Raw genomic sequence first — 21,634 nt, forward strand, 5'->3', positions numbered from 1 at the left:
TCCAAGGTGGATTCCAGAATCCACTTCGCGGAAGCCAGGGCCGGGATCCAGCGCAGCGGAAGCCACCGGAATCCAGTCGGGATCCAGCCCGCCCGAAGCCACCCAAAACCACAGGACCAGCCTGCCCCATGGACCTCACCTTTGCGCCGCGCCAGATCGAGTTCTGGCCGATCGAGCGCCTGCGCCCCTATGCCCGGAACGCCAAGATGCACGGGTCGGATCAGGTGGCCCGCATTGCCGCCAGCATGGCCTGCTTCGGCTGGACCGTGCGCTGCATGGTCGGAGATGATGGCGAGCTGATCGCCGATCATGGCCGGGTGCTGGCGGCGACGGAACTGGGGCTTGCCGAGGTGCCGTTGATCCGGCTGGGCCATCTCGACCAGGCCGAACGCTGGGCTTATCGGATCGCCGACAACAAGCTGACCGAGCCCGGTGACTGAGACGAGGCGCTCCGAACTCCGGCGCATCAGTTGCTGGAAGTCGGATGAATCGATACCTCGTCAGGACGAGCTCAGCTTATAGACCCTGCCCCTTTCGGCGAGTTTTTCGGAGGTCACGTTCAGCCCAAGTTTCTTCTTCAGCGAACGGGAAATGGCACCGCGAATCGAGTGCGCCTGCCATCCCGTCGCCTCGGCAATCTCAGCGATGGTCGCGCCTTCCTGCTCTTGCAGCATGGCGATCAGCTGCGCCTGTTTGGTGCCGGGGCGCTGGGCAGCGGCGATGACCTCCGGCTTGGCATCCCGCAGCGCCGCCATGGTCTTGGCCACGACCGGATCGATGCCGATGGCGTCCAGCCCGGCCTCGGTGGCGATCAGCGTGGTGCCATACCCATCGCCGGTTTCACGCCAGAGCGGCTCATTGCGCCGGAGATTGGCCTCGACCTCCTCGATGAAGCCGAGCTTGATCATCCGCCCAATAGCCATCTTCGCGGCGGCGCCACGCAGCCCCTCGGGCAGCGGCAGGGCGAGATTGCCCGGCCGGGCGCTGGCGCGGGTCAGGATCAGGGTCTGGGTGTCGGTAAGTTTGGTCATCGTTAACTCCGTGTATCGCCGCCCCAGGCTGCGGTCGGCTTCTACGGAGCCGGGCCCCGCGTGGGGCGTGGCTCAGCGGTTGGCACGGGCCAGCCTGTCAGGCAGCGTGTTCGCCCTCGCCAAAGGCAAAATCGATGATCTGCTTCAGTAGATGGGCCTGATACTCGAGGCTGCCGAGGTCGCCCCAGTTCAGCCGGTCCGAGTCGGCACCGAAGTGGTCGTCGCTGAAGGACTGCAACCGGGCCAGCATCGCGTCGATTTCGGCTTTCTTCGCGATGAAGGCAGCAACGGCGGCGTCATTGGTTCGGGCGGGCTTGCGGGTCATGTCGATACTCAGGTTCATTTCGTGGCGGCGGCAAAGCCAGCGGCATGGGCCTCTACTAGCGCGCTGCGGATCGCCCAGACTGCGACATCGTGGAAATCCAGCGCGTCGCGGTTGAGGGTCTCCAGCGTCTTCAGCCTGTGGAAATGGCGCTGGGCGATGTCGGTCAGCAGGGTGTCTGTGGCGGGCTGGTTCGGTTTGGTCATGATATGGCCTTCGGTGGTGAGTTGCATCGCATTGGCACCGTCAGAATCGCTCTGATGCACGGCCGTATAAAGTAAATCACGAGCAATTTCATTTCTTTATGATCATGCTGAAGGGTGCCGATGTAGGACATTCGAGAATACCACGAACAACCTTATGACAGGCGGACCTTTAGCCTTGGGGCGCTGCGACCTGCGTCACGCGCCGGACAGAACCTGCTGCTCCCAATCCGCTTCAAGCACAGCTTCCGCACGTTTTCGGGCTCGCCTCGCTTCTTCCCGCGCGGCCGCGCCACCACCAAAATCCGCAACGGCGCGCAGGCAATCCTGCAGTGCCTCCTGCACCTCGATCACAGCGGCCCCGTCACGGGCGATGGGAGAGAAGAAGACCGAATAAAGGTTCGCCATGTCCAGCGGCGGCGCATAGACCGAACCGTAGGTTACTTCGGCCTCTGGATCAGGGTCCTCGTGCAGAACTTCAAGCACACGCGTTCCGGCGCGCAAGACTTCGATGGCCGTGCCGGGGTCGTTGATGCCGGGTGACAGCGCCTTGCTCGCAACCTCGCCAAGAACGATCAACCCATAGCCAAGATCCTGATCGAAGCTGCGCGCTTCGCCAAGCGAGAAAGCCTCGCGGAATGTCGCGAGAGCCTCATCCTCCACGGGACCGCTAAGGCGCAGCAATGGCTCTCCGCGGTGGACATATTTGCCGGGCATACGGCGGATTTCGACCTTCATCTTCAGATGGTCGGCAAGAGTTTGCAGTTTCTCGATATCGATATACTGAACATAACCGGACTGGTCAGCCATAACCATCGGTGCATCCTCAGACAGAATATCGGACCGCGGTACGGCGCCAAGCGCAGGATAATCGCGATACAGGCGCGCGGCGGGTTTCGCCGCTGTTTCGATCCGGGCGATGATGTCGCTCATCCTGCCAAAATCGTTCAGGTGGTTGACCCAACGCACCAAAGCCCAGGCGATCAATGCGATATCGCCAAGTGTCGCCACGAACAGCAGCACGCGCGCATTGTCGCTGTAAAGCCCAGCCGACAAGCCGATGATCCCGACAATACTGAACAGGAAGGAGCCGATAAAGATCGAAACCGCCGTCTGCGCGGTGCGATCCTCCTCCAGCAGCCTGGTCGCACGGGGCGTCGCGTTTGAGGTGGCCGAGCCATAGGCCCCGACCAGAATCGACATCGAAAAGGTTGTGACCGCCAGCATAGAGGACGCGATGATATTGAGCAGCGCGTCAACCGAACCTGAGGCGAGATCGATTTTCGGGACATAGGGCAGGATCGGCCCGATAAGTGGCGCGAGCAGCGCCAGCAGCACCCCGGCAAGACTGTAAAGGACAACCCGCACCCACATCTTGCGCAGTTGCACGCGCAGTCGCTGCACCCATCCCCTGTTGAACCTGCCTGTCATCGAGCGTCCGTTCCGTCGTTAGCTTCGCTTCCCGGCCTTGGTCCAGCCAACCGCGCGGGATTGCAACCCATTACCACTGAAGGTGGCTATCGCTTGCCACGACTTCGCGCCCTGCGATTGCGCCGCCACAGCAGCACGCCGGCAACCACGGTGGCAGAGCCGTACATCACATGCCGTGATGTAATGCCGATGCGGGCTTGCGCGCTTTGACGATAGCGAGGATCGAACAGCCGGGTGTCGGACAGGAACTTGCCCAGCAGGGTTTCCTTGCGTGGCGTAATCGGGCGCAACCCGCGCCTTTCGCTGTCGTTCAGCGCGTCGATAGCCGCGATGATACTGCCTGTCCTGTCGATCGCCTCAGCGACCTGATCTGCCTCGACCCCAAGATGTTCTGCCAAAAGGTCATTGCGGATCGCGATGATACGCCGCCGATCCGTGTCCTTTTCCGCGATCAGCGCCACATCGCTTTCGGTATCGAACCCCATCGAGCGGCGGTCGATATTGCTTGAGCCAATGCGCAGGAACACATCGTCGATGATGCTGGTCTTGGAATGGACATAGATATCCTCACCCGCGTCATTGACCGGCGACAGGATCAGAAAGCGATTGTAAGGATCATTCTGCGCCAGGTCGCGGATCATGCGGCTGCGGGTGACATGCATCGCCTCATCCTCGACTTTCCCCTGCGCTGCGTGTGGATTGATGACGACGATCTCGGGTCCGTCTGGCTCTCGCAGGCGTGCCCGGACGGCATCGGTGATACTGTCGGCGGCGAAATATTGCGACTCGAGGTAGATGCAGTCGCGGGCGGCCCTTATGCTGTCGAGGTAGAGCGTCTCGATTTCAGTCACCGCCGGGCGATCGGCTTCGGGGGGCGCTGTGCGGGCAATTGCGACCTCCATATTCTCGAAATCTGGTGCGGTTTCGGATGGCCAGATATCCTGTGCTCTCGCGAACTCCTCGCCAATCGGCTCGCCTGTCGCGCGTTCCCATCGGTTCCGGCACAACTCGCTGAAGGCGGCCGCGGCGTCTCCTGACATCAGCGTCGTTGTGTCATGCCATGGCTGAGCGATCTCGCCGTTCTTCAAGCGACGCAGCGGATCAAGTGATGCATGCTCCCGATTGTCCCAGCGACCTTCGGTAACGTCGATACCGCCACAGAATGCCAGCGCGTCATCGACAACAACGATTTTCTGATGATGGCAGGCGCCGATGGGATGGTGGCCGTCAAAGGCCAGGTGGAGCTGCTTCGGCGAAAGCAGCTTGATCTTGAATGCCGGAAGGATGCGCCCGGGCGCAATCAGCGCACCCCCGCTCCATTTCAGCAGATAGATATCCAGTCCCTCGCGTCGCGCCGCCAACGCATCGAGGAACGGTCCGATGGCGTTCGGAAATCCGTCAGGCGCATCGCCGTTGTCATCAGATTGACCGGGCAGCATCTCGATCTCGAAGTCAAAATCCCAACCGACGAGAATGACCATCCGCTCTGCTTTCAGCAGCACCTCGCGGAGGATTCGGAAATAGTCCTGCCCATCGACAATGACAGACAGCCGATCGGCCGTCGCAACACGCCAGCAGTTTCGACCCGGTTCGAAGGCAAGGCTTTGCATATCTTTTTGGCCCACAGGCTATTTCTGTCATGCAGTCCAAATAACTCATTCCGGTCGCCCAAAGTTGCCGGCAGTATCGACCCGCGCATTCATGATCGTCTTCAGCCTGCTGTTCACCTGGCTTTCCTGCAACTTTGAGAGCGCGTGGCGCGTCATATCTGAGGAAGCCCCAATATGGAGAATGCCCGGTGCACCTTGCCATCCTCTATGCCTCGACCCTGATCATCTTTCTGGTCATCGACATCGTCGGTATCACGCAGATCATCCGGCCGATTTTCGAACGTCACGTCGGTGATCTTCTTGCCGATCCGTTCCGTATGATGCCCGCGGCCGCATTCTACGCGGCATATATTGTCGGAGTGCTGTATTTCGTCTCGGCTCCTGCCCTGGCCGAAGGAAGGCCGGGCAAGGCGCTGATCGGAGGGGCGCTGATCGGGCTGATGTGTTATGGCACTTATGAGTTTACCAACTACGCGACGCTGCGCGACTGGTCGATGCAACAGGTCGTGACCGATACGATCTGGGGAGGGTTCCTGACCGGGATCTCGGCTTGGTCCGGGGTTATGGTAACACGCTGGCTCACATGAAGGCGCTTGTCATCGGCGAGAGTGGCGGGATCGGTGCAGCCGTTGCCCACGACTTGCGGCGTCGCGGTGCCGAAGTGACCGGCCTGTCGCGCCGCGACGGGCTGGACCTGACTGATCAAGCCAGCGTGGCGCGGACCGCCGATGCGATGGCTGATCAGCGCTTTGACCTCATCTTCAACGCCACGGGCGCATTGGTGGCCGACGGACAGCAACCGGAAAAGACCATACGCAGCATCGACGCCGAGGTCATGGCCGCACAATTCGCGCTGAACGCGACCGGGGTGGCGCTGTTGCTGCGCTACTTCAGTCCGTTGTTGCGCGAGGATACGCGCGCGGTTTTTGCTTCGCTATCGGCACGAGTCGGTTCCATTGGCGACAACAGTCTTGGCGGCTGGATCAGTTATCGGGCGGCAAAGGCGGCGCAGAACCAGATCATCCGCACGGCGTCGATAGAAATCGCGCGCAAGGAAAGCAAGCATATCGTCGTCGCTCTGCACCCCGGCACGGTCAAGACAACGCTGACCCGCGACTATGCCGCGCGCCATCCGACAATCTCGCCCCGGCAATCCGCCGAAGCCCTGTTGGCCGTGATCGACCGCCTGACGCCCGAAGACAACGGCAGTTTCTGGGACTGGAAGGGCGAGCGCGTCGAATGGTAGGCCCCGCACCCCAGCCGGTTCAGCCGGGCCGCGCCAGCCGCCCGAGCAAGAGATACTGCGCAGCCAGCGCCACGATGCCCAGCCCCGCCAAAAACGCCACATGGCTGTGTCCGGAGCCCCAATTGGCGGCGACTATGCCGATCAGCGCCCAGGCAACCGCGATGGGATAGGTGACGCCGGACGGCCTTCGCGACTGCATCCACAGCGCGAGCGCCAGTACGACAACAATCAGCAGCATCGCGGCCGGACCCGCCGACATGATGCCATAACCGCTGAGCAGAACGGCAATCGCGACGCCCGTCGCTGCGGTCAGCCAACCCGCATAAAGGCCGACCGGACCGACCTGCCAGAACGGCTGCCCGTGGCCCGCACGCAAAAAGGCTATGATTGCCGCGACCACCATGACGACGATCATCGCGGTCGCCAGAATAGGCGAGGCATTTGCGGCGGCGATCCAGAATGTGCCCACGATCAGGCTGACCAAAAGCGGGCGACGCATTCTCTGCCATTCGGGATCATACGGCGCCTTCAGCAACCCCCAGACGCTGCCTGCGATCAGCCACAGATAGATCAGCCCCCAGATCGAAAAGGCCCATCCGGCGGGCTGCACTGGCCAGCGGTGCTGTACCACCGGAAACTGGTCGGGTGTGAAGCCGTTAAAACCGTCGCTGGCCAGCGGCGACAGCGCGAAAAGCACCGCAAAAAGCAGCGTCAGATGCGGCAGGTATCTGATCATCATCTTACAAGCCTCTTCGTCAGGCGCATTGCCAGCCCATAGGGCAGAGCACGCAGAAATTTCAGCGGCAGAGTCACGCGTCGCGGGAAATGCACCTCGAATCCGCCTTTATCGAGGCCGTTCAGAATGGCTTCAGCGGCGGCGGCGGGTTGCATCAGCGCGGGCATGTCGAAATCGTTCTTTTGAGTCAGCCGCGTATCGACAAAGCCCGGACTGATCAGGCGGACATCAACATCATTGGCAAGTTCGGCCCGCAGGCTTTCCGCCAGATTGATAACACCCGCTTTGGTTGCAGAATAGATCTGGCCCTGCGGAAGACCAAAATAGCCCGCAACTGATCCGGTCAGGGCAAGCTGCCCGCCCTGACGCAGCAGCGGCACTGCAGCACGGGCGAAGTTGAAACTGCCGGTCAGGTTCACGTTGACGATCCGTGCCGCCTCATCGGGGTCCAGTTCCATCACCTTCCCGGGGTCATAAAGCGCGGCCAGCGTGATCGCCCGGTCCACCTTGCCGCCATCGATGATCGCTTTCGCGACCGTATCTAGGCTGTCGCGGTCGGTCACGTCGCAAGGCAGGACCTCTGCCCCGCCCAGTTCCTGCGCTAGATCGGCCAGTCTGTCCTCGGATCTCGCCGACAGGATCAGACTTGCACCGCGCGCCGCCCACAGGCGAGCAAGCGCCGCGCCGATCCCGTCCGAGGCGCCCATGATCCAGATCCGTTCGCTCATATCTCGCCCTTTCTGTGCAGGAAGATCAAAGCCGTGACTGCGACCCCACGCAGAACCAGCGGCAGCGCGGCGTAAAGAAGCAGCAGCGCCTGCAAGGCATGCGTGTCGTTCACCTGTGCCGGACGAAAGCCCGCCAGTTGCAAGAGCGGCAGCGCAACCGCGCCCGCCAGCGCCAGCGCGAGTTTCGTCAAAAAGCCAAGCGCGGCATACGCGCGGGTCGCGGCGGCTTGCGTCGAGGTGGCCTCGATCCGGTCGGAAAGGATGGCGGGCGGCAGGACCAGATCGGCGCCGAAACAGAAGCCGGTGGCAAGACAGATGACGAAAAAGGCGGCGACATCGCCCGGCCCCAGCATCATTGCAAATGCGAAGCCCGCCATCGACAGGATCAGCGCCGCCGTCCAGACCGGCACCCCTCCTATACAACCGGCCAGCCAGCCTGCCACGGCCGCGCCGGGCAAGGCGGCGGCGAAATAGGTCAGCAGAAAGACACCCGCCAAACCCTCGACCCCCAACTGGTCGCGCACCAGCATCAGGATCAGGGCGGCGGGGAAGGCCGCCGACAGCAGCACCAGCGCAGCCACGGCATAGAAGGGCATCAGGGCGTGCCAGTCCGGCCGCGCATCGGGCGGAACGGCGATCTGCAATCGAACCGAGGCCAGCCATCCGCGAAAGATCGGCAGCGCTATCAGCAACGCAACCGCCAGCACCGCGGCCAAGGCCAGCAACGCCGCCTGACGCCCGATCAGCTGCTGCAATGCCGAGGGCAGCACCACCGCAAGGATAAGGCCGACCAATCCGAACCCTTCTCGCGCGGCGCTGATCCGCGATTTCTGGTCCGGTTCGCGCCGCCACAGGCCGCCAAGCGTCATCAGGTTGACCGAGATCAGGCTGTGCCCAAGACTTGCCAGAGCCAGGGCCAGCGCGAACCAGATCAGCACCGGCAGCGCGGGCGGCGCGAACAGTGCTGCGGCCCCGCAGGCCAGCAGAACCGCGCCTGTGATGATCAGCCCGCCCCTTCTATCGGGCCAGCGGTCGCCAGCCCAGCCCGCCACCGGGTCCACCATCGCATCGAAAAGTCGCAGCCAGAACAGCGCCAGCCCAAGCGTGGCCAGCGGAACGCCCCTTTCGGTCGCGAAAAAGTCGGGCGCATGGATGTAAAGCGGCAATCCGCCAAAGGCCAAAGGGAAGGCCAGCAGGCTATAAGCCGCCAGATCGCCGCGGCCCGGCGCGGCGTCAGCCATGAGCCAGCCGGTATTGCATCACATCTGTCCGGCCAACGGCGAAGGACGCAATGCAGGCGGCCAGATAAAAGCGCCAGACGCGGATGAAAGCCTCGTCAAAGCCCATAGACCGGACCTCAGGGCGTTTCGCATCGAACCGATCCAGCCAATGCGCCAGCGTGCGGGCATAGTCGCGACCAAAGCCGAAGCTGTCGTCGATCTGCAGCCCGGCGCGTTCCGCCCCAGCCCGGAACTGCGTGGGTGAAGGCAACATGCCGCCGGGAAAGATGAAGCTGCGGATCATGTCGCCGCCCTTGCGATAGCGGTCGAAATAGCGGTCGGCGACGGTAATCGTCTGGATCATCGCGCGCCCCTGCCGCGTCAGCGCCTCGGCCAGCTTGCCGAAATAGACGGGCCAGAACCTCTCGCCCACGGCCTCGAACATCTCGATGGACACAATATGGTCAAAGCGGTCTTTCTCCTCGCGATAGTCCTGAAGCGCGATCTCGGCCCCCTGCCCCAGACGCGCGCGGGCATATGCTGCCTGTTCGCTTGAAAGCGTCAGCCCCTTGGGCGCGAAATCGCCACGCTGCAGTGCACGTTCGGCAAAGCCGCCCCAGCCGCAGCCTATCTCAAGCAGACGACCCGATCCGCCTGACAGCCCTTCGATGATGCGGTCGTATTTTCGGCGCTGCGCCGCCGCCAGATTGTCACCCTCGGCAAAGATAGCCGAGGAATAGGTCATCGTTTCGTCCAGCCACAGCGCGTAGAAGTCATTGCCCAGATCGTAATGAGCCGAGATATTGCGGCGCGAGCCCGCCCGCGTATTGCGGTTCAGCAGATACAGCAGCCGCATCGCCAAAGCCTGCAGGGGCTTGCCATAGATATAGCGGTCAAGCGCATCCTCGTTCATCAGCCCCAGGGTCAGCAGCGCCGTCAGATCGGGCGTATCGCACCAGCCGTCGCGATAGGCCTCGGTCAGGCCGATATCGCCCTTTGCCGCAAGCGCCGGCACCATGCGCCAGTCCAAGATGGTCAGTGCGGCATCCGGTCCGGGCTGATCGCCTGCGAAAACGCGGGTCGCGCCGTCGGGGGTTGTCAGGCGCAACCGGCCAAAGCGAATACCGTCTAGGCTGCGAAGGAATTCGGGCCTGATGCGATCTTCAAACATCCGATCTCTCCGTCGTCGCCTCTGATCGGCGTCTCTCAAGCTGTGATGGTTTGGTGCGATAGCGCACACCGCGCGACAACAGCTTTGCTGCCTGCCAGTGGATCAGCGCGGTGACGCGCAGCGGCTGAAATGCATGGCGCAACGCGGCGCGGCGCAGGGCCTTGGCGGTTAGCGCGCGCGCCTTGCCAGTCATAGAGGTCTGAAGCCACAGTTTGCCATCCTTGCCGAACCAGTCCACCCAGGCCCCGAAGCGGCCCGGCGCGGCATCGAAGCGAAAGACATAATGTCCCTCGCGCGGCAGGAAGGGCGAGACGTGAAACAGCTTTTCGCCGGACAGCCGATCGCCCGGTTCGATCACGCGATTATTCGCATGACGGCAAAGATACAGATGGCTTTCGCCGAAGGTGTTCGTCACCTCGGCCAGCACCGCCCGCAAGCCGAGATCATCCCGCGCCAGCCAGAAGCTGACCGGGTTGAACCCGTGAAGCAAACCGCGCGGCATCGTGACCAAGGCGGTCCGGCAATGTGCCAGATCGACCGGCGCCAACTGCGACTGGATGAAGTCGGTCAGCGGGCTGCCATCGCGAGCACCGTGATCGAGCCGTCGCAACCGCCAGAGCCCCGGTCGGTCAGGTCGCAACGGCAGGCGACCGGCCTCCAGCGAGTCAACCGGCAGCGCCGCGTAAAGCGAGCGATAACGGAACTGCCGCGTCACATCACCCGCCCGCGCGTGCCAGATCGCGGCGTCGATCAACGCGCCATCCCACAGATCGGCCATCACGCGGCCACCGGCTTCGGCGCGGCCCATGGATCGGGGCCAAGCGGCCATTCGACACCCATCGATTGCGCCACGCGCAGCGCTGAGAGCAACCCGTCCTCGTGAAAACCATAACGAGTCCATGCACCGGCATAGTGAATACCGCCACGGCCCTGAATTTCTCCGAGGCGGGCTTGGGCGGCGATGGCAGCCGCGTCGAACTGCGGATGGGCAAAGCTGGCCTCGTCATGGACATGCATCGGCTCGAACTCGGGGTTCAGGGTCACGATCAGCGGGCGCGGCGTTTCGAGGTTCTGCAACCGGTTCATCCAATAGGAAAGGCTGATCGGCTGATCCGTGGTCGGCGTCGTCCCCTGCGTGACATAGTTCCACGACGCCCAGACCGCGCGGCGTCGCGGCATCAGCCGTGGATCGGAATGCAACACCATCCGGTTCGCCTGCGTTCGCAGCGCACCAAGTATCGCGGTCTCATCCTTGTCGGCATTCCGCAGCATCGCCAAAGCCTGCGGCGCATGGGTGGCAAAAACAACCCTGTCGAAGCGCTCCTCCCCGCGCGGGCTGGCGATCAGGATGAAATCGGTCCCTCTCCGAACCGAATAGACCGGGCAGGACAGGCGTACATCGCTCGATACCTGTTCAAGGATCCTGTTGACATAGGTCTGGGATCCACCCTTCACCGTCAGCCATTGCGGTTGACCGCGCACCGACAAAAGCCCGTGATTGTCGAAAAACCGAACAAAGGCGCTTGCCGGGAACCGCAACATATCGGCGGTTGGCGTCGACCAGATCGCACCCGAGATCGGCAGCAGGAAGCGGTCGCGGAACTCGGTTCCCAAACGCAACGCGCTTATCAGATCCCCGATGCTGCCCTCATGCGCAGAATGGGCAGGCGCCTGGCGGAAGAAGCGCAGGATATCGCGGATCAGGCGCCAATGCCCGGCATCCATCAGGCACATTGGCTGCGCGAACATCGCGCGGGTCGAGAACGTGCCGTATTCGTATCGCCCACCTTCGAAACTGGCCGAGAACGACATGTCGCTCGGCTCCAGCAGAACGCCAAGCTTTTCCATCAGCGGAATGAACAAGGGATAGGTGCGGCGGTTGCAGACGATGAATCCGGTATCGACATCAACACCCTCTGCCCGCACGGTGCGGGCATGGCCGCCCGGCCGCGGTTCTTTCTCGAACAGGGTGATGTCGTGATGCGGATAAAGCAACCACGCCGCCCCCAGACCCGAGATGCCGGTGCCAATGATCGCAATGCGCAGACGTTTCAGCCGCTCCAACTTTACCCCCTCGGCAAGTCACGTAAAATCCGGGCGTAGCATGGCTGTCGCCCGGATCAGCTTGTTTCGGCAGCGCGTTTACATCGCCGGCAGCAGGACACCGTCGATGACGTGAACGACGCCATTGCCAGCCTCCAGATCGGCGGCTGTGACGGTCACGGCGTCGTTGATCTTCACCATGTCGCCGTCCAGCGTCAGGTTCAAACTGCAATTGCCCATGGTCGTCACCGGATGGCTGCCGCCATCATCCGCAATCATCTGCACCACATCGGCAGCCAGCGCCCGCGTCTCAACCACATGGCAGCCGAGGATCTGGACCAGCTTGTCCCGGTTTTCGGGCATCAACGCTTCTTCCAGCGCGCCCTCTGGCAGGGCCGCGAAGGCCGCATCGGTGGGCGCGAAGACAGTGAACGGGCCTTCGCCCATCAGAGCCTCGCCCATTTCGGCAGCGACAACGGCCTGTTCCAGGGTTGTGTGGTCCTCGGACGCCATCACGATATCCGCGACAGTCGCCGGCATATCCTGCGCGACGGTGGCCGTGGCTGCCAGAGCAAACGCGATAGTCACAGCAAAATTCAAGACATTCATTCCATCCTCCTGTGTCTGGTTACGAAGGGACGAAACGGCAGCGGGCTTTGTTGCGCCGCTCACGCTTTCGTGAAAATCGACTCCCGCTTGCAGTGATCTTGCTCACGTTGCATCCTCACCCTGACGAAACCGGACCTGCTGATGACCTCGGAAACGGAAAAGCTTGCTGATCTCCTCGGACGGGTCGCGTTGCGGGACCGGGCGGCGTTCCAGCAGCTTTACCGCCGCGCCTCGCCGCAACTTTTCGGGATCGGCCTGCGTATCCTGAAGGATCGGGCAGAGGCGGAAGATGTCTTGCAGGAGGTGTTCGTAAAAATCTGGCACAACGCCGATCGATATGCCCCGCAGGTGGCAAGTCCGCTGGCATGGATGAATGCCATGATGCGCAACCTTGCCATCGACACCTTGCGGCGGCGAAAGCCGGGCGGCGGTGATCTTGATGTGGCAGAGCTTCTGGCCGATGACAGTCCCGGCCCCGAGGATCAAGCCTTGATGCGGTCAGAAGGACGGCGGATCGAGGCCTGTCTGACCGAGCTTGAACCTGCCCGCGCCGAGGCCGTGCGCCTCGCCTATGTTGAAGGCGAAAGCTATCTGGAACTTGCCGAACGCTTCGGTGCGCCCCTGAACACCATCAGAAGCTGGCTTCGGCGCAGCCTGATCAAGCTGAGGGAGTGTCTGACCAGATGACCGATGACGCCCCGGAACCTGATCCCCGCGACATCGCCACGGCTGGCGAATACGTTCTCGGCACATTGCCACTTGCGGAGCGTGAGGCGTTTCAGCGCCGCATTCTGAATGAGCCGGCTTTGGTGGCCGAGGTCGCACGGTGGGAGACGCATTTCGACCCGATCGCGGCTGAGGTCCGACCGGTCAGCCCGCCCGCCAAGGTCTGGAACAATTTGGAAAGGCGCTTATTCCCGGAACGCACAGCGCCTGCAGGCTCTGTCAGGTTCTGGCAATGGCTTTCTCTTGGTTCTGTCTGTGCTTCCATTGCGCTGCTTGCCCTTCTGTGGCTTGGGCAGCCAGGTCCTGAAACCGAACGGAACCTCTGGGTTTCGGATATGGTATCAGCCGACAGCACCGTTCGACTGACCGCGCTTTATGATGAAACCGATGGCGAGATGCGGATCTCCGTCGCGGGTCAACCACCTGCACAAGGCCGCGATTTCGAGCTTTGGCTGATTCAGGGCGATCGTGCACCCATCTCGCTGGGCGTCATGCCACATCAGGGGCAGGCCGCGATGCCGATCCCGGAAGATCTGAGAATACTTGTCGCGAACGCAACGCTGGCGATCACCGACGAACCAGCCGGCGGCGCGCCGGGCGGCGTCGCGACCGGGCCGATAGTTGCGCAGGCCGAGATGCGCAGGATCTAGCGCCTTTCAGCTGCCCTGCTCGGCCATAAAAATAAATCAACTTGTGCACCGCGCCGTTTGTTCTATTTTTGTTCCATGCGCAGAACCCTTCAGGATAAGCTGGCAATCCTTGCCGATGCGGCAAAATACGATGCCTCATGCGCGTCCAGCGGCACCACACGCCGGGACGCACTCAGTGGTGGTATCGGCAGCGCCGGTGGGACGGGCATCTGTCACGCCTATACGCCGGATGGACGCTGCATCAGCCTGCTGAAAATCCTGATGACGAATTTCTGCGTCTACGATTGCGCCTATTGCATCAACCGCGTCTCCAGCAGGGTCGAACGCGCGCGCTTCTCGCCGGAAGAGGTCGTCACGCTGACGCTGGAATTCTATCGACGCAACTATATCGAGGGACTTTTTCTCAGCTCTGGCATCATCCGCAGCCCGGACGATACCATGGCCGACATGGTGCGCATCGCCCGGATGCTGCGGCAGGATCACGGCTTCAAGGGCTATATCCACCTGAAAACGATTCCCGAAGCCAGCAAGGAGCTGATCGATGAAGCCGGACTATATGCCGACCGCCTGTCGATCAATATCGAACTGCCAAAGGACAGCAGCACCCGCCAGCTTGCACCGCAAAAGAAGCCGGAAACGATCCGCGCCGCGATGGCAGGCGTCCGCCTGTCTCAAGAGGCCAGCCGTGACCGCAGCCATGGAGGCAAACGCCCCGCAAAATTCGCGCCTGCGGGTCAGTCGACGCAAATGATCGTCGGCGCGGATTCGAGTCCCGACCGGGACATTCTGGCAACCGCGTCAAGGCTTTATACGGGCTATCGTCTGCGGCGCGTCTATTATTCCGCCTTCAGCCCGATCCCCGACAGTTCCGCTGCGCTACCACTGATCCGGCCGCCCTTGATGCGTGAACATCGGCTGTATCAGGCCGATTGGCTGATGCGGTTCTATGGGTTCGAGGCGGATGAAATCACAGCAGGCGGCAAAGATGGCAACCTTGATCTGGCGATTGATCCGAAACTGGCATGGGCGCTTGCGCATCGCGCCAGCTTTCCCGTCGATGTGAATCGCGCCGGGCGCGTGATGCTGCTGCGCGTTCCCGGCTTTGGCACGCGGACCGTCGACCGGATCATCGCCGCGCGCCGGTCCGGCGCGGTGCGCTATGCCGATCTGTTGCGGATCGGTGCGGTGATGAAGAAAGCACGGCCCTTCGTCGCCCTCCCCGACTGGTCGCCGGGTGGTTTGACGGACAACGATAATTTGCGGGCGCGATTTGCCGCTGCGCCTCGGCAATTGTCGCTTTTCTGATGTATCGCGTCCATCTGCCCGGTCGGTCGACGAACGCGGCTTGGCGCGATGCCGCGCGGCGATTGGCAAGCCACCGCATCCTCGCCGAAAAAGTAGAGTGGACACGAGAACTGGCCGGGACCGGGCTTTTCGGTTTCGATCCGCTACCGGCAAATGACGGCGCTTACGAGGTGACGGCAAGCAAGGCGTTAATTGATCTGACAGGCGCGGTCCTGTGCCATTCCGATCCGCAGGCCCCGGCACTTGCTTACCGACTGCTGCTGCGTCATCAGTACGACCGCCGCGCCTTGTCCAACCCCGCCGATCCACTTACGCAACGGCTACGGCGGATGGAAAAATCAGTCCGCCGCGACATTCACAAGATGCACGCCTTTGTTCGCTTTCGCGAATTGCCGACCGAAGGATTGCGTCGCAGCTTCGCCGCCTGGTTCGAACCGCAGCATTTCATCACCGAACGTGCCGCAGGCTTCTTCGCGGTACGTTTTGCAGATATGGACTGGCTGATCGCAACGCCGGACATGACCGTCACCTTCCGCGATGGCGTGCTTGGTTTCGGACCCGCCCCGCAGCAGCGCCCCGATCTTCCTGACGACGCCAGCGAGGCGCTGTGGGCGACTTACTTCCGCAATATCTTCAATCCGGCGCGGGTCAAGATTTCTGCGATGAAATCGGAAATGCCGGTCAAATACTGGAAGAACCTGCCTGAAACGCGCCTGATCCCACAGATGCTGGCCGAAGCCGATGCCCGCGTCGCCGCCATGCGCGCCGCCATGCCGACGGATCCGCCACAGCGCGCAACGCGCATTCTGGACAAGCTGCCCGCCATGCCGGTAGCCAATATGCCCGAAACGCTGGATCAGGCGCGAGATGCGGCAATGTCCTGCACCCGCTGCGATCTATGTCAGGCCGCGACGCAAACGGTCTGGGGCGAAGGCGATTTAAATGCCGCGCTGATGATTGTCGGCGAACAACCGGGCGATCAGGAAGACCTGCAGGGTCGTCCTTTTGTCGGACCCGCAGGCACGCTGCTGCGCGAGTTAATGGAAGAGGCAGAGATTAGCGCTGTTTGGCTTACGAATGCAGTCAAGCATTTCAAGTTCAAGCCGCGCGGAAAGCTTCGTCTGCACCAGAATCCCAATCGCGGCGAGGTTCAGCATTGTCGATGGTGGCTTGATTTGGAGCGTCGGTTTGTCGCCCCACGCCTGACGCTCGCACTTGGCGCAACAGCCGCGTATGCCCTGACTGGCAACCCCGGCCCACTTCAAAATCGTCGCGGCCAGTCAGAGCAGGCAATGGACGGCGGTCCTGTTCTGATCAGCTGGCATCCAAGCTATATTCTCAGACTATCCGGCAAAGAGGCGCAGTCAGCCAGATCAATGCTGCTGCAAGATCTGCGTCATGCGGCGCGAATCACGATTTGAAAAGCAGGCTTATGTGGTGCCGCAGCACCGGAAGGCCTATGGAACTACTCCCATACTTGATGGCGGCGCTGGCGCAGAAACGTGCCGCCCATAACAAGGCCCTGCGCCTGCTCGACGGGCTGGTCCAGCTTTCAGTCAAGAGCCGCAGCCAGACCGCAGCACCTGCAAGCCCCACCGACCGCGACCGCTATATCCTAGCCTCCGGGGTATCCGGTGGCTGGCCCGGCTGGGCCGGCTGGCATCAGAATCTGGCCTTCCAGACCGATGGCGCCTAGCTGCGCCTGCTGCCTCGTGACGGCTGGCGGGCATGGGTCGAAGATGAGGCAATTCTGCCGGTCCGGAATGGCGCGGACTAGCAGCCGGTCATCCCGACCGCTCTCGACGATCTCTCCCGGCTCGACATCTGCATGGCGGCAAGTGTCGGCTCTACCTTCTCGCCCAAGGGAGATGGGCGGAAGGCGGTCTTGCGATGACGCAGCATGGCATACGCAGCAATTGGCGGCTTTGCGATCAGCAATTTCGGCTATGCGCGCTTTTCGCCCATTCATCCGCGGCGCAGCATTCCGGCTGCTGGTGCTCAAGAAGCGGAACAAGGACGACATCGCCGAGGAAGAGGCGATTCTGGAGATGTACAAGGAAGCATTGGGAATGTGGCCCTGGAATAAGCGGCGCCATTGCCCTGGGTCCGATCAGTCAAAGCAGGGACCGTCCAGCACCGTCCCGGCAGCCTGGGCCGTGTTGGCCCAGCCCGGCAATGCGGTGGCCAGCGCGGCTGACGCGCTGGCAAGACGGGCCCGCTTTTCCGGGTGTTCGAGCAGATCGCGCAGCGCGGCGGCGAAACTGGTGGTGTCATCGGGCGGCACCAACAGCCGTGCTTCGGCGGGCACGGTTTCGGGCACTGCGCCAGTCGCGCAGCTGACCATGGGCAGGCCATGGCTCAGCGCCTCGTCGAAGACGATGCCATAGCCTTCGTATCGCGTAGCCAGCGCAAAGATAGAGGCCTGCGCGAACAGCCGTTGCAGAACATCCGCCGATACTTTGCCCGGCAACCGCAATCTGTTGCCAAGCCCGCTGGCTTTTGCCATGGCGTGAAGTTCGCTTGCATGGTCGTGGTCCCATGGACTGCCGACGATTACCGCCTGCCAGTCCAGATCGGCGATCCGAGTCAGACTGTCGATCAGGATGTCGTGGCCCTTGCGCGGATGCAGGATGCCGACCGAAAGAATCAGCGGCGGCGTGACAGGTACGGGGGGCAGCGTCGGCTGGTCTATGCCGGGGCGGGCGATGCTGATCTGGCTCGCCTCGACGCCATAGTCTCGGATCAGGATATCGCGGGTATGCGGGCTGGGAACAAGCACATGGCGGCTCAGCTGCAGATTGTCCCTCTCGGTCCGGAACAGGTGGTCGCGGCGCACGGGATCAAGGCCTGTCTCCAGTGCCAGCGGGTGATGCACCATCGCCAGCACCGGCGCGCGCAGACTGGCCAGTGCGGCGGTATCAATCGCACCGAAGACAAGCCCGTCAAGGATTAGGACGCGATTCTGCGGCACCGCCTGCAACTGCCGGATCGCCGTCGCCATTTCGGCGGGGCTGGGGTCGGGAAACGCGGCGGGCAGTTCAAGATGACGGACATCGCGGCCCTGATCGCGCAATCCTTCCAGCAGGCGGCGTTCGTAAATATAGCCGCCCGTCAGCGCAGTGATATCGCCGGGAATGGCAAAGGTGGCAGGGCGCAGCAGGGTCATGTCACCGCCTGTTCGGCCGCGAAAACGCGCAGCACGCGCCGCTCCAGCATGGCCACGGCGGCATGGCAGAGCACCGAAAGCAGCGCGACCGCAACGACCGAGGCCCAAAGCATGTCGTAATCCGACAGCGAGGCCGACAGCGCCATCAAGCTGCCGATACCCCGCCCTGTCGCCAGCCATTCGATGACTGTCACGGCAAGGATCGCGGCGGGAACGCTCATCCGGGCGGCAGCGAAGAAGGCGGGCAGCATGGCCGGGATACGGACATGGATCAGCCGGCTGATCGGGCCGGCGGCATAGCTGTCAAAGACATCCATGATCTGTCCTGGCGCTTGCCGCAGCCCGTGAAGGCAGGCAACGAAACTGGGGAAGAAGACCATGATCGCGACAAGGGTCGTCGTGCCAAGCGCTCCCCGCCCAAGGGCCAGCACGATCAGCGGCGCAGTGGTCACGATAGGCACCGAGCGTAAGGCCACAGCGACCGGCATCGCCACGGCGGCAAGCGCGGGCGCAAGGATCAGCAGGACCGCAAGCCCCGCGCCAAGCGCCAGCCCGGCCAGATAGCCGGGAACCACATAGATGATGGTCTGGATCAGCGCATCCAGCAGCACCATCCGCGTCTCGGCGGCATCCGGGGCAAGAAACAGCGCGTCGAACACGTCACCCGGCCGTTTGGCGAAAAAGCGGCTCAGCCCCAACCCCTGCATCAGCCCCCACCACAGCAGCAGGGCCAGAACGCAGACCAGCAGGGCATCCCGCGTCCCATGGGCAGAGCGCGCCGGGGGCAGCGCAAGGATAATCGGCGGCTTGTCCCGCAGGACGGCCTTGGCCAGCCAGCCGATGGCGGCATAAGCCAGGATCGAGACGGCGGCGGCGACGCTGGCCAAAGCCCAGACCGCCGGCACATCCATGGCGCGGATAAAGCGGGTGGTCAGCACGCCCATGCCACGCTCGGCCCCGGTGAATTCGCCGACCATTGCGCCCAGAAACGCCGCCGGCGTGGCGATCTGCAGCCCCGCGAACAGATAGGGTAGCGCGGCGCGGGCTCGGACATAGATCAGTTCGGCCCCCCTGCCACGGCCATAGCTGCGGATCAGATCCAGCCAGACCGATGGCGCGGCACGCAGCCCGACCAGCAACGGAATAAGCGTGGTGTAATAAACCGCCAGTGCCGCCAGCCAGATCTGCGGCCCGTTGCCCGGTCCCAGCAGCACGCGCAGGATCGGCCCCGTTGCGACCAAAGGCAGGCAGAAAACCAGCAGGGCAAGCCCCATGATCGTCCTTTGCGCGCCGGGCCATACCAAGGCGACACCGGCCAGCGCGATGGCCGCCAGATTACCGGCGGCAAAGCCCATCGCCGCGTTGGTCAGGGTCTGGGTCAGGGCGCGGGCCATCAGCCCCCGGTTGTCGCGCAGCCATACCAGCACTTCGGAGGGCGCGGCAAGGATATAGCTGTCGGACAGCGCCCGCGCGCCGGTTTCCCAGATCAGCAGCAGGATCAGCAACCCAAGCGCCGCGGTCAGTCCCGCATGGCCGGGCCGGACGGTATGACTGGCAATGCCCGTCATTCCGCGGCCTGTGACGGGGGCTGACCCGCCCCCTCGGCCAGCGCGGCCGATATTTCGGCGGCGAGTTCCCGGAACTCTGCCCGGTGAATGACCAGAGGCTCGCGCGGGCGGGGCAGCGTGATCGCGATATCGGCGACGACCCGCGCCGGGCGCGGCGACAGCACAAGCACCCGGTCGGCCAACAGCACGGCCTCATCGACGGAATGCGTGACCAGCAGGGTGGTGGTGCCCTGCGGCTCCCATAGGCGGGGCAGTTCTTGGGCGAGCTGCCGCCGGGTCAGTTCATCGACCGCACCGAAGGGCTCGTCCAGCAGCAGCAGGCGGGGCCGGGTGATCAGGGCGCGGGCGATGGCGGCACGCTGGCGCATCCCCCCCGACAGCGCGGCGGGTCGGGTATCGCCAAAGCCGGTAAGGCCGACCAGATCAATCAGATGATCCACCGCAGCCGGATCGGCGGGCTGGCGCACCAGCTTCTGTGCCAGTGCGATATTGCTGCGCACCGTCCGCCAGGGCAGCAGCGAAGGATCCTGAAAGGCCATCGAGATCGCGCCGCTGCGCCGCATCTGCGCCGGTGAGACCCCACCGATACCGATGCTGCCCGCGCTCGGTTCCGCCAGCCCCGCGATCAGGCGCAGAAGAGTGGACTTGCCGCAGCCCGACGGCCCGACCAAAGCCGTCGTCCGGCCAGCGGCAATTGTCAGATCAAGCGGGGCCAGCACCTGCATTCCGCCCGCGAAGGACTTGGACAGACCGGCGCAGGTGATCTGCGGCGGCGGGTCGCCGAAGGGTTGCTCAGCGGCCATGGACCTCGTCTAGGATCGAACGGTCCCACAGATCGGGCATCACGTCTCGCCCAAGAAGCGCCAGCGTTTCGATATTGGCGGCGACAGCTTCGTCGGTCCAGGAGCCAAAGCCGTTCCGGTCCGTCAGGTCCGAGAACATCAGCGGCACCTGCCGTTCTGCCTGCAGTTTCTGCGTCGGCTGATCCAGACCAGCATCCGGGAACATCGCCAGCGTCAGGGCGACCGCCGCGTCGGTATCGGCGCGATAGGCGTCCCAGCCCCTGACCTCGCCCGCCATCAGCGCGACCAGATCGGCGCGGCGGTTGGCCAGGCTGTCCTCGGTGGCGATGTAGGTCTGGGAATGCAGCGCATATCCGTGATCGGCCATAAGCATGGTCCGGGCCTCGATGCCCTGAATGGCCATCGCGACTGGCAGGTCGGTTTCCCAGCAGAGCAGGCAGTCGACCTCTGCTGCCATCAGCGGCTGGGCAGAGTATTGCGTGGGAACGATCTCGATCGCGTCGATATCGACATCGTTCAGGCTGCACAGCGCCTGCAGAACAGGGGTATTTGCCAGTGCCATACCAATGCGCTTGCCCATCAGATCGGCGGGCACCGCGACCGGATTGGCAGGCAGCGAGGCGATGGCGAATGGGTTTTTCTGCATCGCAACCCCGATAATCTTGAAGGGCGCACCCTCGGCGACGGCGGCGGCGGTGTAATCGGCAGCCGAGATGCCGACCAACGCATTGCCCGACACCACCGGCGGCTCGACCGGGGCGTTCGGGCCGCCCTGCATCAACGATACCTCCAGCCCGGCATCGCGCCAGAAGCCGCGTTCTTGCGCGATGTAGCTGCCGGCGAACTGGACCGAATGCAGCCAGGACAGTTGCAGATTGACCGTGGTTTGCGCGGCGACCCGCAGGGGACGCAGGCCAAGCGGCAACGCAGCCAGCCCGGCACCGCCAGTCGCCATCATCCGGCGTCTGGTCCAACTCGTCAGCGTCATCGAGGCTCTCCTGTTGTTCAGGCCAGAGTAGTGGCTGATGTCGCCGGGGCAAGCATACAAATGTTTCTGCAACCGGTC

23 protein-coding genes and 3 pseudogenes are annotated in these 21,634 nt (G+C 63.1%); 10 read left to right on the forward strand and 16 right to left on the reverse strand.

Going from position 1 to position 21,634, the window contains the following annotated elements; all coding sequences use genetic code 11:
• Positions 1-128: 128 nt before the first annotated feature.
• A pseudogene (locus G7044_RS17360) lies at positions 129-437 on the forward strand (ParB/Srx family N-terminal domain-containing protein); the annotation flags it as partial.
• 63 nt (positions 438-500) lie between these two features.
• On the opposite strand, the gene G7044_RS17365 reads toward G7044_RS17360, so the two are convergent.
• The 5 genes from G7044_RS17365 to G7044_RS17385 form a co-directional block, all read right to left on the reverse strand.
• A complete protein-coding gene (locus G7044_RS17365) occupies positions 501-1,031 on the reverse strand; it encodes a DUF3489 domain-containing protein (protein ID WP_166331205.1) in 531 nt (176 codons plus the stop codon).
• 97 nt (positions 1,032-1,128) lie between these two features.
• On the reverse strand, positions 1,129-1,356 hold the full coding sequence (locus G7044_RS17370; RefSeq protein ID WP_166331207.1) for a hypothetical protein: 228 nt from the start codon (positions 1,354-1,356) through the stop codon (positions 1,129-1,131).
• Positions 1,357-1,370: 14 nt separating this feature from the next.
• Positions 1,371-1,559, reverse strand: a complete 189-nt coding sequence (locus G7044_RS17375; protein WP_166331209.1) for a DUF6900 domain-containing protein — start codon at positions 1,557-1,559, stop codon at positions 1,371-1,373.
• Between the two features lie 195 nt (positions 1,560-1,754).
• Positions 1,755-2,960 carry a DUF2254 domain-containing protein gene (locus G7044_RS17380; protein ID WP_166331210.1) on the reverse strand — a complete coding sequence of 402 codons (1,206 nt, stop codon included), beginning with the start codon at positions 2,958-2,960 and terminating at the stop codon, positions 1,755-1,757.
• 113 nt (positions 2,961-3,073) lie between these two features.
• On the reverse strand, positions 3,074-4,201 hold the full coding sequence (locus tag G7044_RS17385) for a phospholipase D-like domain-containing protein (RefSeq protein WP_328803872.1): 1,128 nt from the start codon (positions 4,199-4,201) through the stop codon (positions 3,074-3,076).
• On the opposite strand from G7044_RS17385, the gene G7044_RS18115 reads away from it, so the two are divergent.
• Genes G7044_RS18115 through G7044_RS17395 form a run of 3 tightly spaced genes read left to right on the forward strand, consistent with a single transcriptional unit; the run spans position 4,100 to position 5,843 of the window.
• A complete protein-coding gene (locus G7044_RS18115; protein WP_235931389.1) occupies positions 4,100-4,735 on the forward strand; it encodes a hypothetical protein in 636 nt (211 codons plus the stop codon). The two genes, G7044_RS17385 and G7044_RS18115, sit on opposite strands and share 102 nt — an antisense overlap.
• Positions 4,736-4,785: 50 nt before the next feature.
• Positions 4,786-5,184 (forward strand): DUF2177 family protein, encoded by a 399-nt coding sequence (locus G7044_RS17390; RefSeq protein ID WP_166331214.1) that lies wholly within the window; start codon positions 4,786-4,788, stop codon positions 5,182-5,184.
• Positions 5,181-5,843, forward strand: coding sequence for an SDR family NAD(P)-dependent oxidoreductase (locus G7044_RS17395; protein WP_166331216.1), 663 nt, complete (start codon positions 5,181-5,183; stop codon positions 5,841-5,843). The genes G7044_RS17390 and G7044_RS17395 overlap by 4 nt, the downstream gene beginning before the upstream one ends.
• A gap of 19 nt (positions 5,844-5,862) precedes the next feature.
• Here the strand turns inward: G7044_RS17395 and G7044_RS17400 are convergent, their stop codons facing one another.
• The 7 genes from G7044_RS17400 to G7044_RS17430 form a co-directional block, all read right to left on the reverse strand.
• The gene (locus G7044_RS17400; RefSeq protein ID WP_166331218.1) at positions 5,863-6,582 is read right to left on the reverse strand and encodes a tryptophan-rich sensory protein; all 720 of its coding nucleotides are present in this window, start codon (positions 6,580-6,582) and stop codon (positions 5,863-5,865) included.
• Complete coding sequence (locus tag G7044_RS17405; RefSeq protein WP_166331220.1) at positions 6,579-7,307, reverse strand: SDR family NAD(P)-dependent oxidoreductase; 729 nt, start codon at positions 7,305-7,307, stop codon at positions 6,579-6,581. Before G7044_RS17405 ends, G7044_RS17400 begins: the two co-directional genes overlap by 4 nt.
• Positions 7,304-8,548 (reverse strand): MFS transporter, encoded by a 1,245-nt coding sequence (locus G7044_RS17410; protein ID WP_166331222.1) that lies wholly within the window; start codon positions 8,546-8,548, stop codon positions 7,304-7,306. The genes G7044_RS17405 and G7044_RS17410 overlap by 4 nt, the downstream gene beginning before the upstream one ends.
• Entirely contained in the window at positions 8,541-9,698 is a 1,158-nt protein-coding gene (locus G7044_RS17415) for an SAM-dependent methyltransferase (protein ID WP_166331224.1), read from the reverse strand. The genes G7044_RS17410 and G7044_RS17415 overlap by 8 nt, the downstream gene beginning before the upstream one ends.
• The gene (locus G7044_RS17420; RefSeq protein WP_235931383.1) at positions 9,691-10,527 is read right to left on the reverse strand and encodes a DUF1365 domain-containing protein; all 837 of its coding nucleotides are present in this window, start codon (positions 10,525-10,527) and stop codon (positions 9,691-9,693) included. The genes G7044_RS17415 and G7044_RS17420 overlap by 8 nt, the downstream gene beginning before the upstream one ends.
• Positions 10,476-11,762 carry an NAD(P)/FAD-dependent oxidoreductase gene (locus G7044_RS17425; RefSeq protein ID WP_207630357.1) on the reverse strand — a complete coding sequence of 429 codons (1,287 nt, stop codon included), beginning with the start codon at positions 11,760-11,762 and terminating at the stop codon, positions 10,476-10,478. Before G7044_RS17425 ends, G7044_RS17420 begins: the two co-directional genes overlap by 52 nt.
• Positions 11,763-11,840: 78 nt before the next feature.
• A complete protein-coding gene (locus G7044_RS17430) occupies positions 11,841-12,350 on the reverse strand; it encodes a fasciclin domain-containing protein (RefSeq protein WP_166331226.1) in 510 nt (169 codons plus the stop codon).
• 141 nt (positions 12,351-12,491) lie between these two features.
• Here G7044_RS17430 and G7044_RS17435 point away from each other — a divergent pair, with 141 nt between their 5' ends.
• From G7044_RS17435 to G7044_RS18120, 6 genes and pseudogenes are all read left to right on the forward strand, one after another.
• Positions 12,492-13,037: a sigma-70 family RNA polymerase sigma factor gene (locus G7044_RS17435; protein WP_166331228.1), complete on the forward strand. Its 546-nt coding sequence runs from the start codon at positions 12,492-12,494 to the stop codon at positions 13,035-13,037.
• Positions 13,034-13,726, forward strand: a complete 693-nt coding sequence (locus G7044_RS17440) for an anti-sigma factor (protein ID WP_166331230.1) — start codon at positions 13,034-13,036, stop codon at positions 13,724-13,726. Before G7044_RS17435 ends, G7044_RS17440 begins: the two co-directional genes overlap by 4 nt.
• A 75-nt stretch (positions 13,727-13,801) precedes the next feature.
• A complete protein-coding gene (locus tag G7044_RS17445) occupies positions 13,802-15,031 on the forward strand; it encodes a putative DNA modification/repair radical SAM protein (protein WP_114350779.1) in 1,230 nt (409 codons plus the stop codon).
• Positions 15,031-16,452, forward strand: coding sequence for a UdgX family uracil-DNA binding protein (locus tag G7044_RS17450; protein WP_207630359.1), 1,422 nt, complete (start codon positions 15,031-15,033; stop codon positions 16,450-16,452). Before G7044_RS17445 ends, G7044_RS17450 begins: the two co-directional genes overlap by 1 nt.
• Before the next feature lie 38 nt (positions 16,453-16,490).
• Positions 16,491-16,727, forward strand: a complete 237-nt coding sequence (locus G7044_RS17455) for a DUF2793 domain-containing protein (protein WP_166331232.1) — start codon at positions 16,491-16,493, stop codon at positions 16,725-16,727.
• A 301-nt stretch (positions 16,728-17,028) separates the two neighbouring features.
• Positions 17,029-17,103, forward strand: a pseudogene (locus G7044_RS18120) (GapR family DNA-binding domain-containing protein); the annotation flags it as partial.
• Positions 17,104-17,141: 38 nt separating this feature from the next.
• On the opposite strand, the gene G7044_RS17465 reads toward G7044_RS18120, so the two are convergent.
• The 4 genes and pseudogenes from G7044_RS17465 to G7044_RS17480 form a co-directional block, all read right to left on the reverse strand.
• A complete protein-coding gene (locus tag G7044_RS17465; protein ID WP_166331234.1) occupies positions 17,142-18,197 on the reverse strand; it encodes a glycosyltransferase family 4 protein in 1,056 nt (351 codons plus the stop codon).
• Positions 18,194-19,765: an ABC transporter permease gene (locus G7044_RS17470; protein WP_166331235.1), complete on the reverse strand. Its 1,572-nt coding sequence runs from the start codon at positions 19,763-19,765 to the stop codon at positions 18,194-18,196. The genes G7044_RS17465 and G7044_RS17470 overlap by 4 nt, the downstream gene beginning before the upstream one ends.
• A pseudogene (locus G7044_RS17475) lies at positions 19,762-20,451 on the reverse strand (ABC transporter ATP-binding protein); the annotation flags it as partial. The pseudogene G7044_RS17475 and the gene G7044_RS17470, both read right to left, overlap by 4 nt.
• 106 nt (positions 20,452-20,557) lie before the next feature.
• A complete protein-coding gene (locus G7044_RS17480; RefSeq protein ID WP_166331239.1) occupies positions 20,558-21,556 on the reverse strand; it encodes an ABC transporter substrate-binding protein in 999 nt (332 codons plus the stop codon).
• Positions 21,557-21,634: the final 78 nt, after the last annotated feature.

This window comes from Paracoccus xiamenensis (assembly GCF_011308835.1).
Taxonomy (GTDB): domain Bacteria; phylum Pseudomonadota; class Alphaproteobacteria; order Rhodobacterales; family Rhodobacteraceae; genus Paracoccus; species Paracoccus xiamenensis.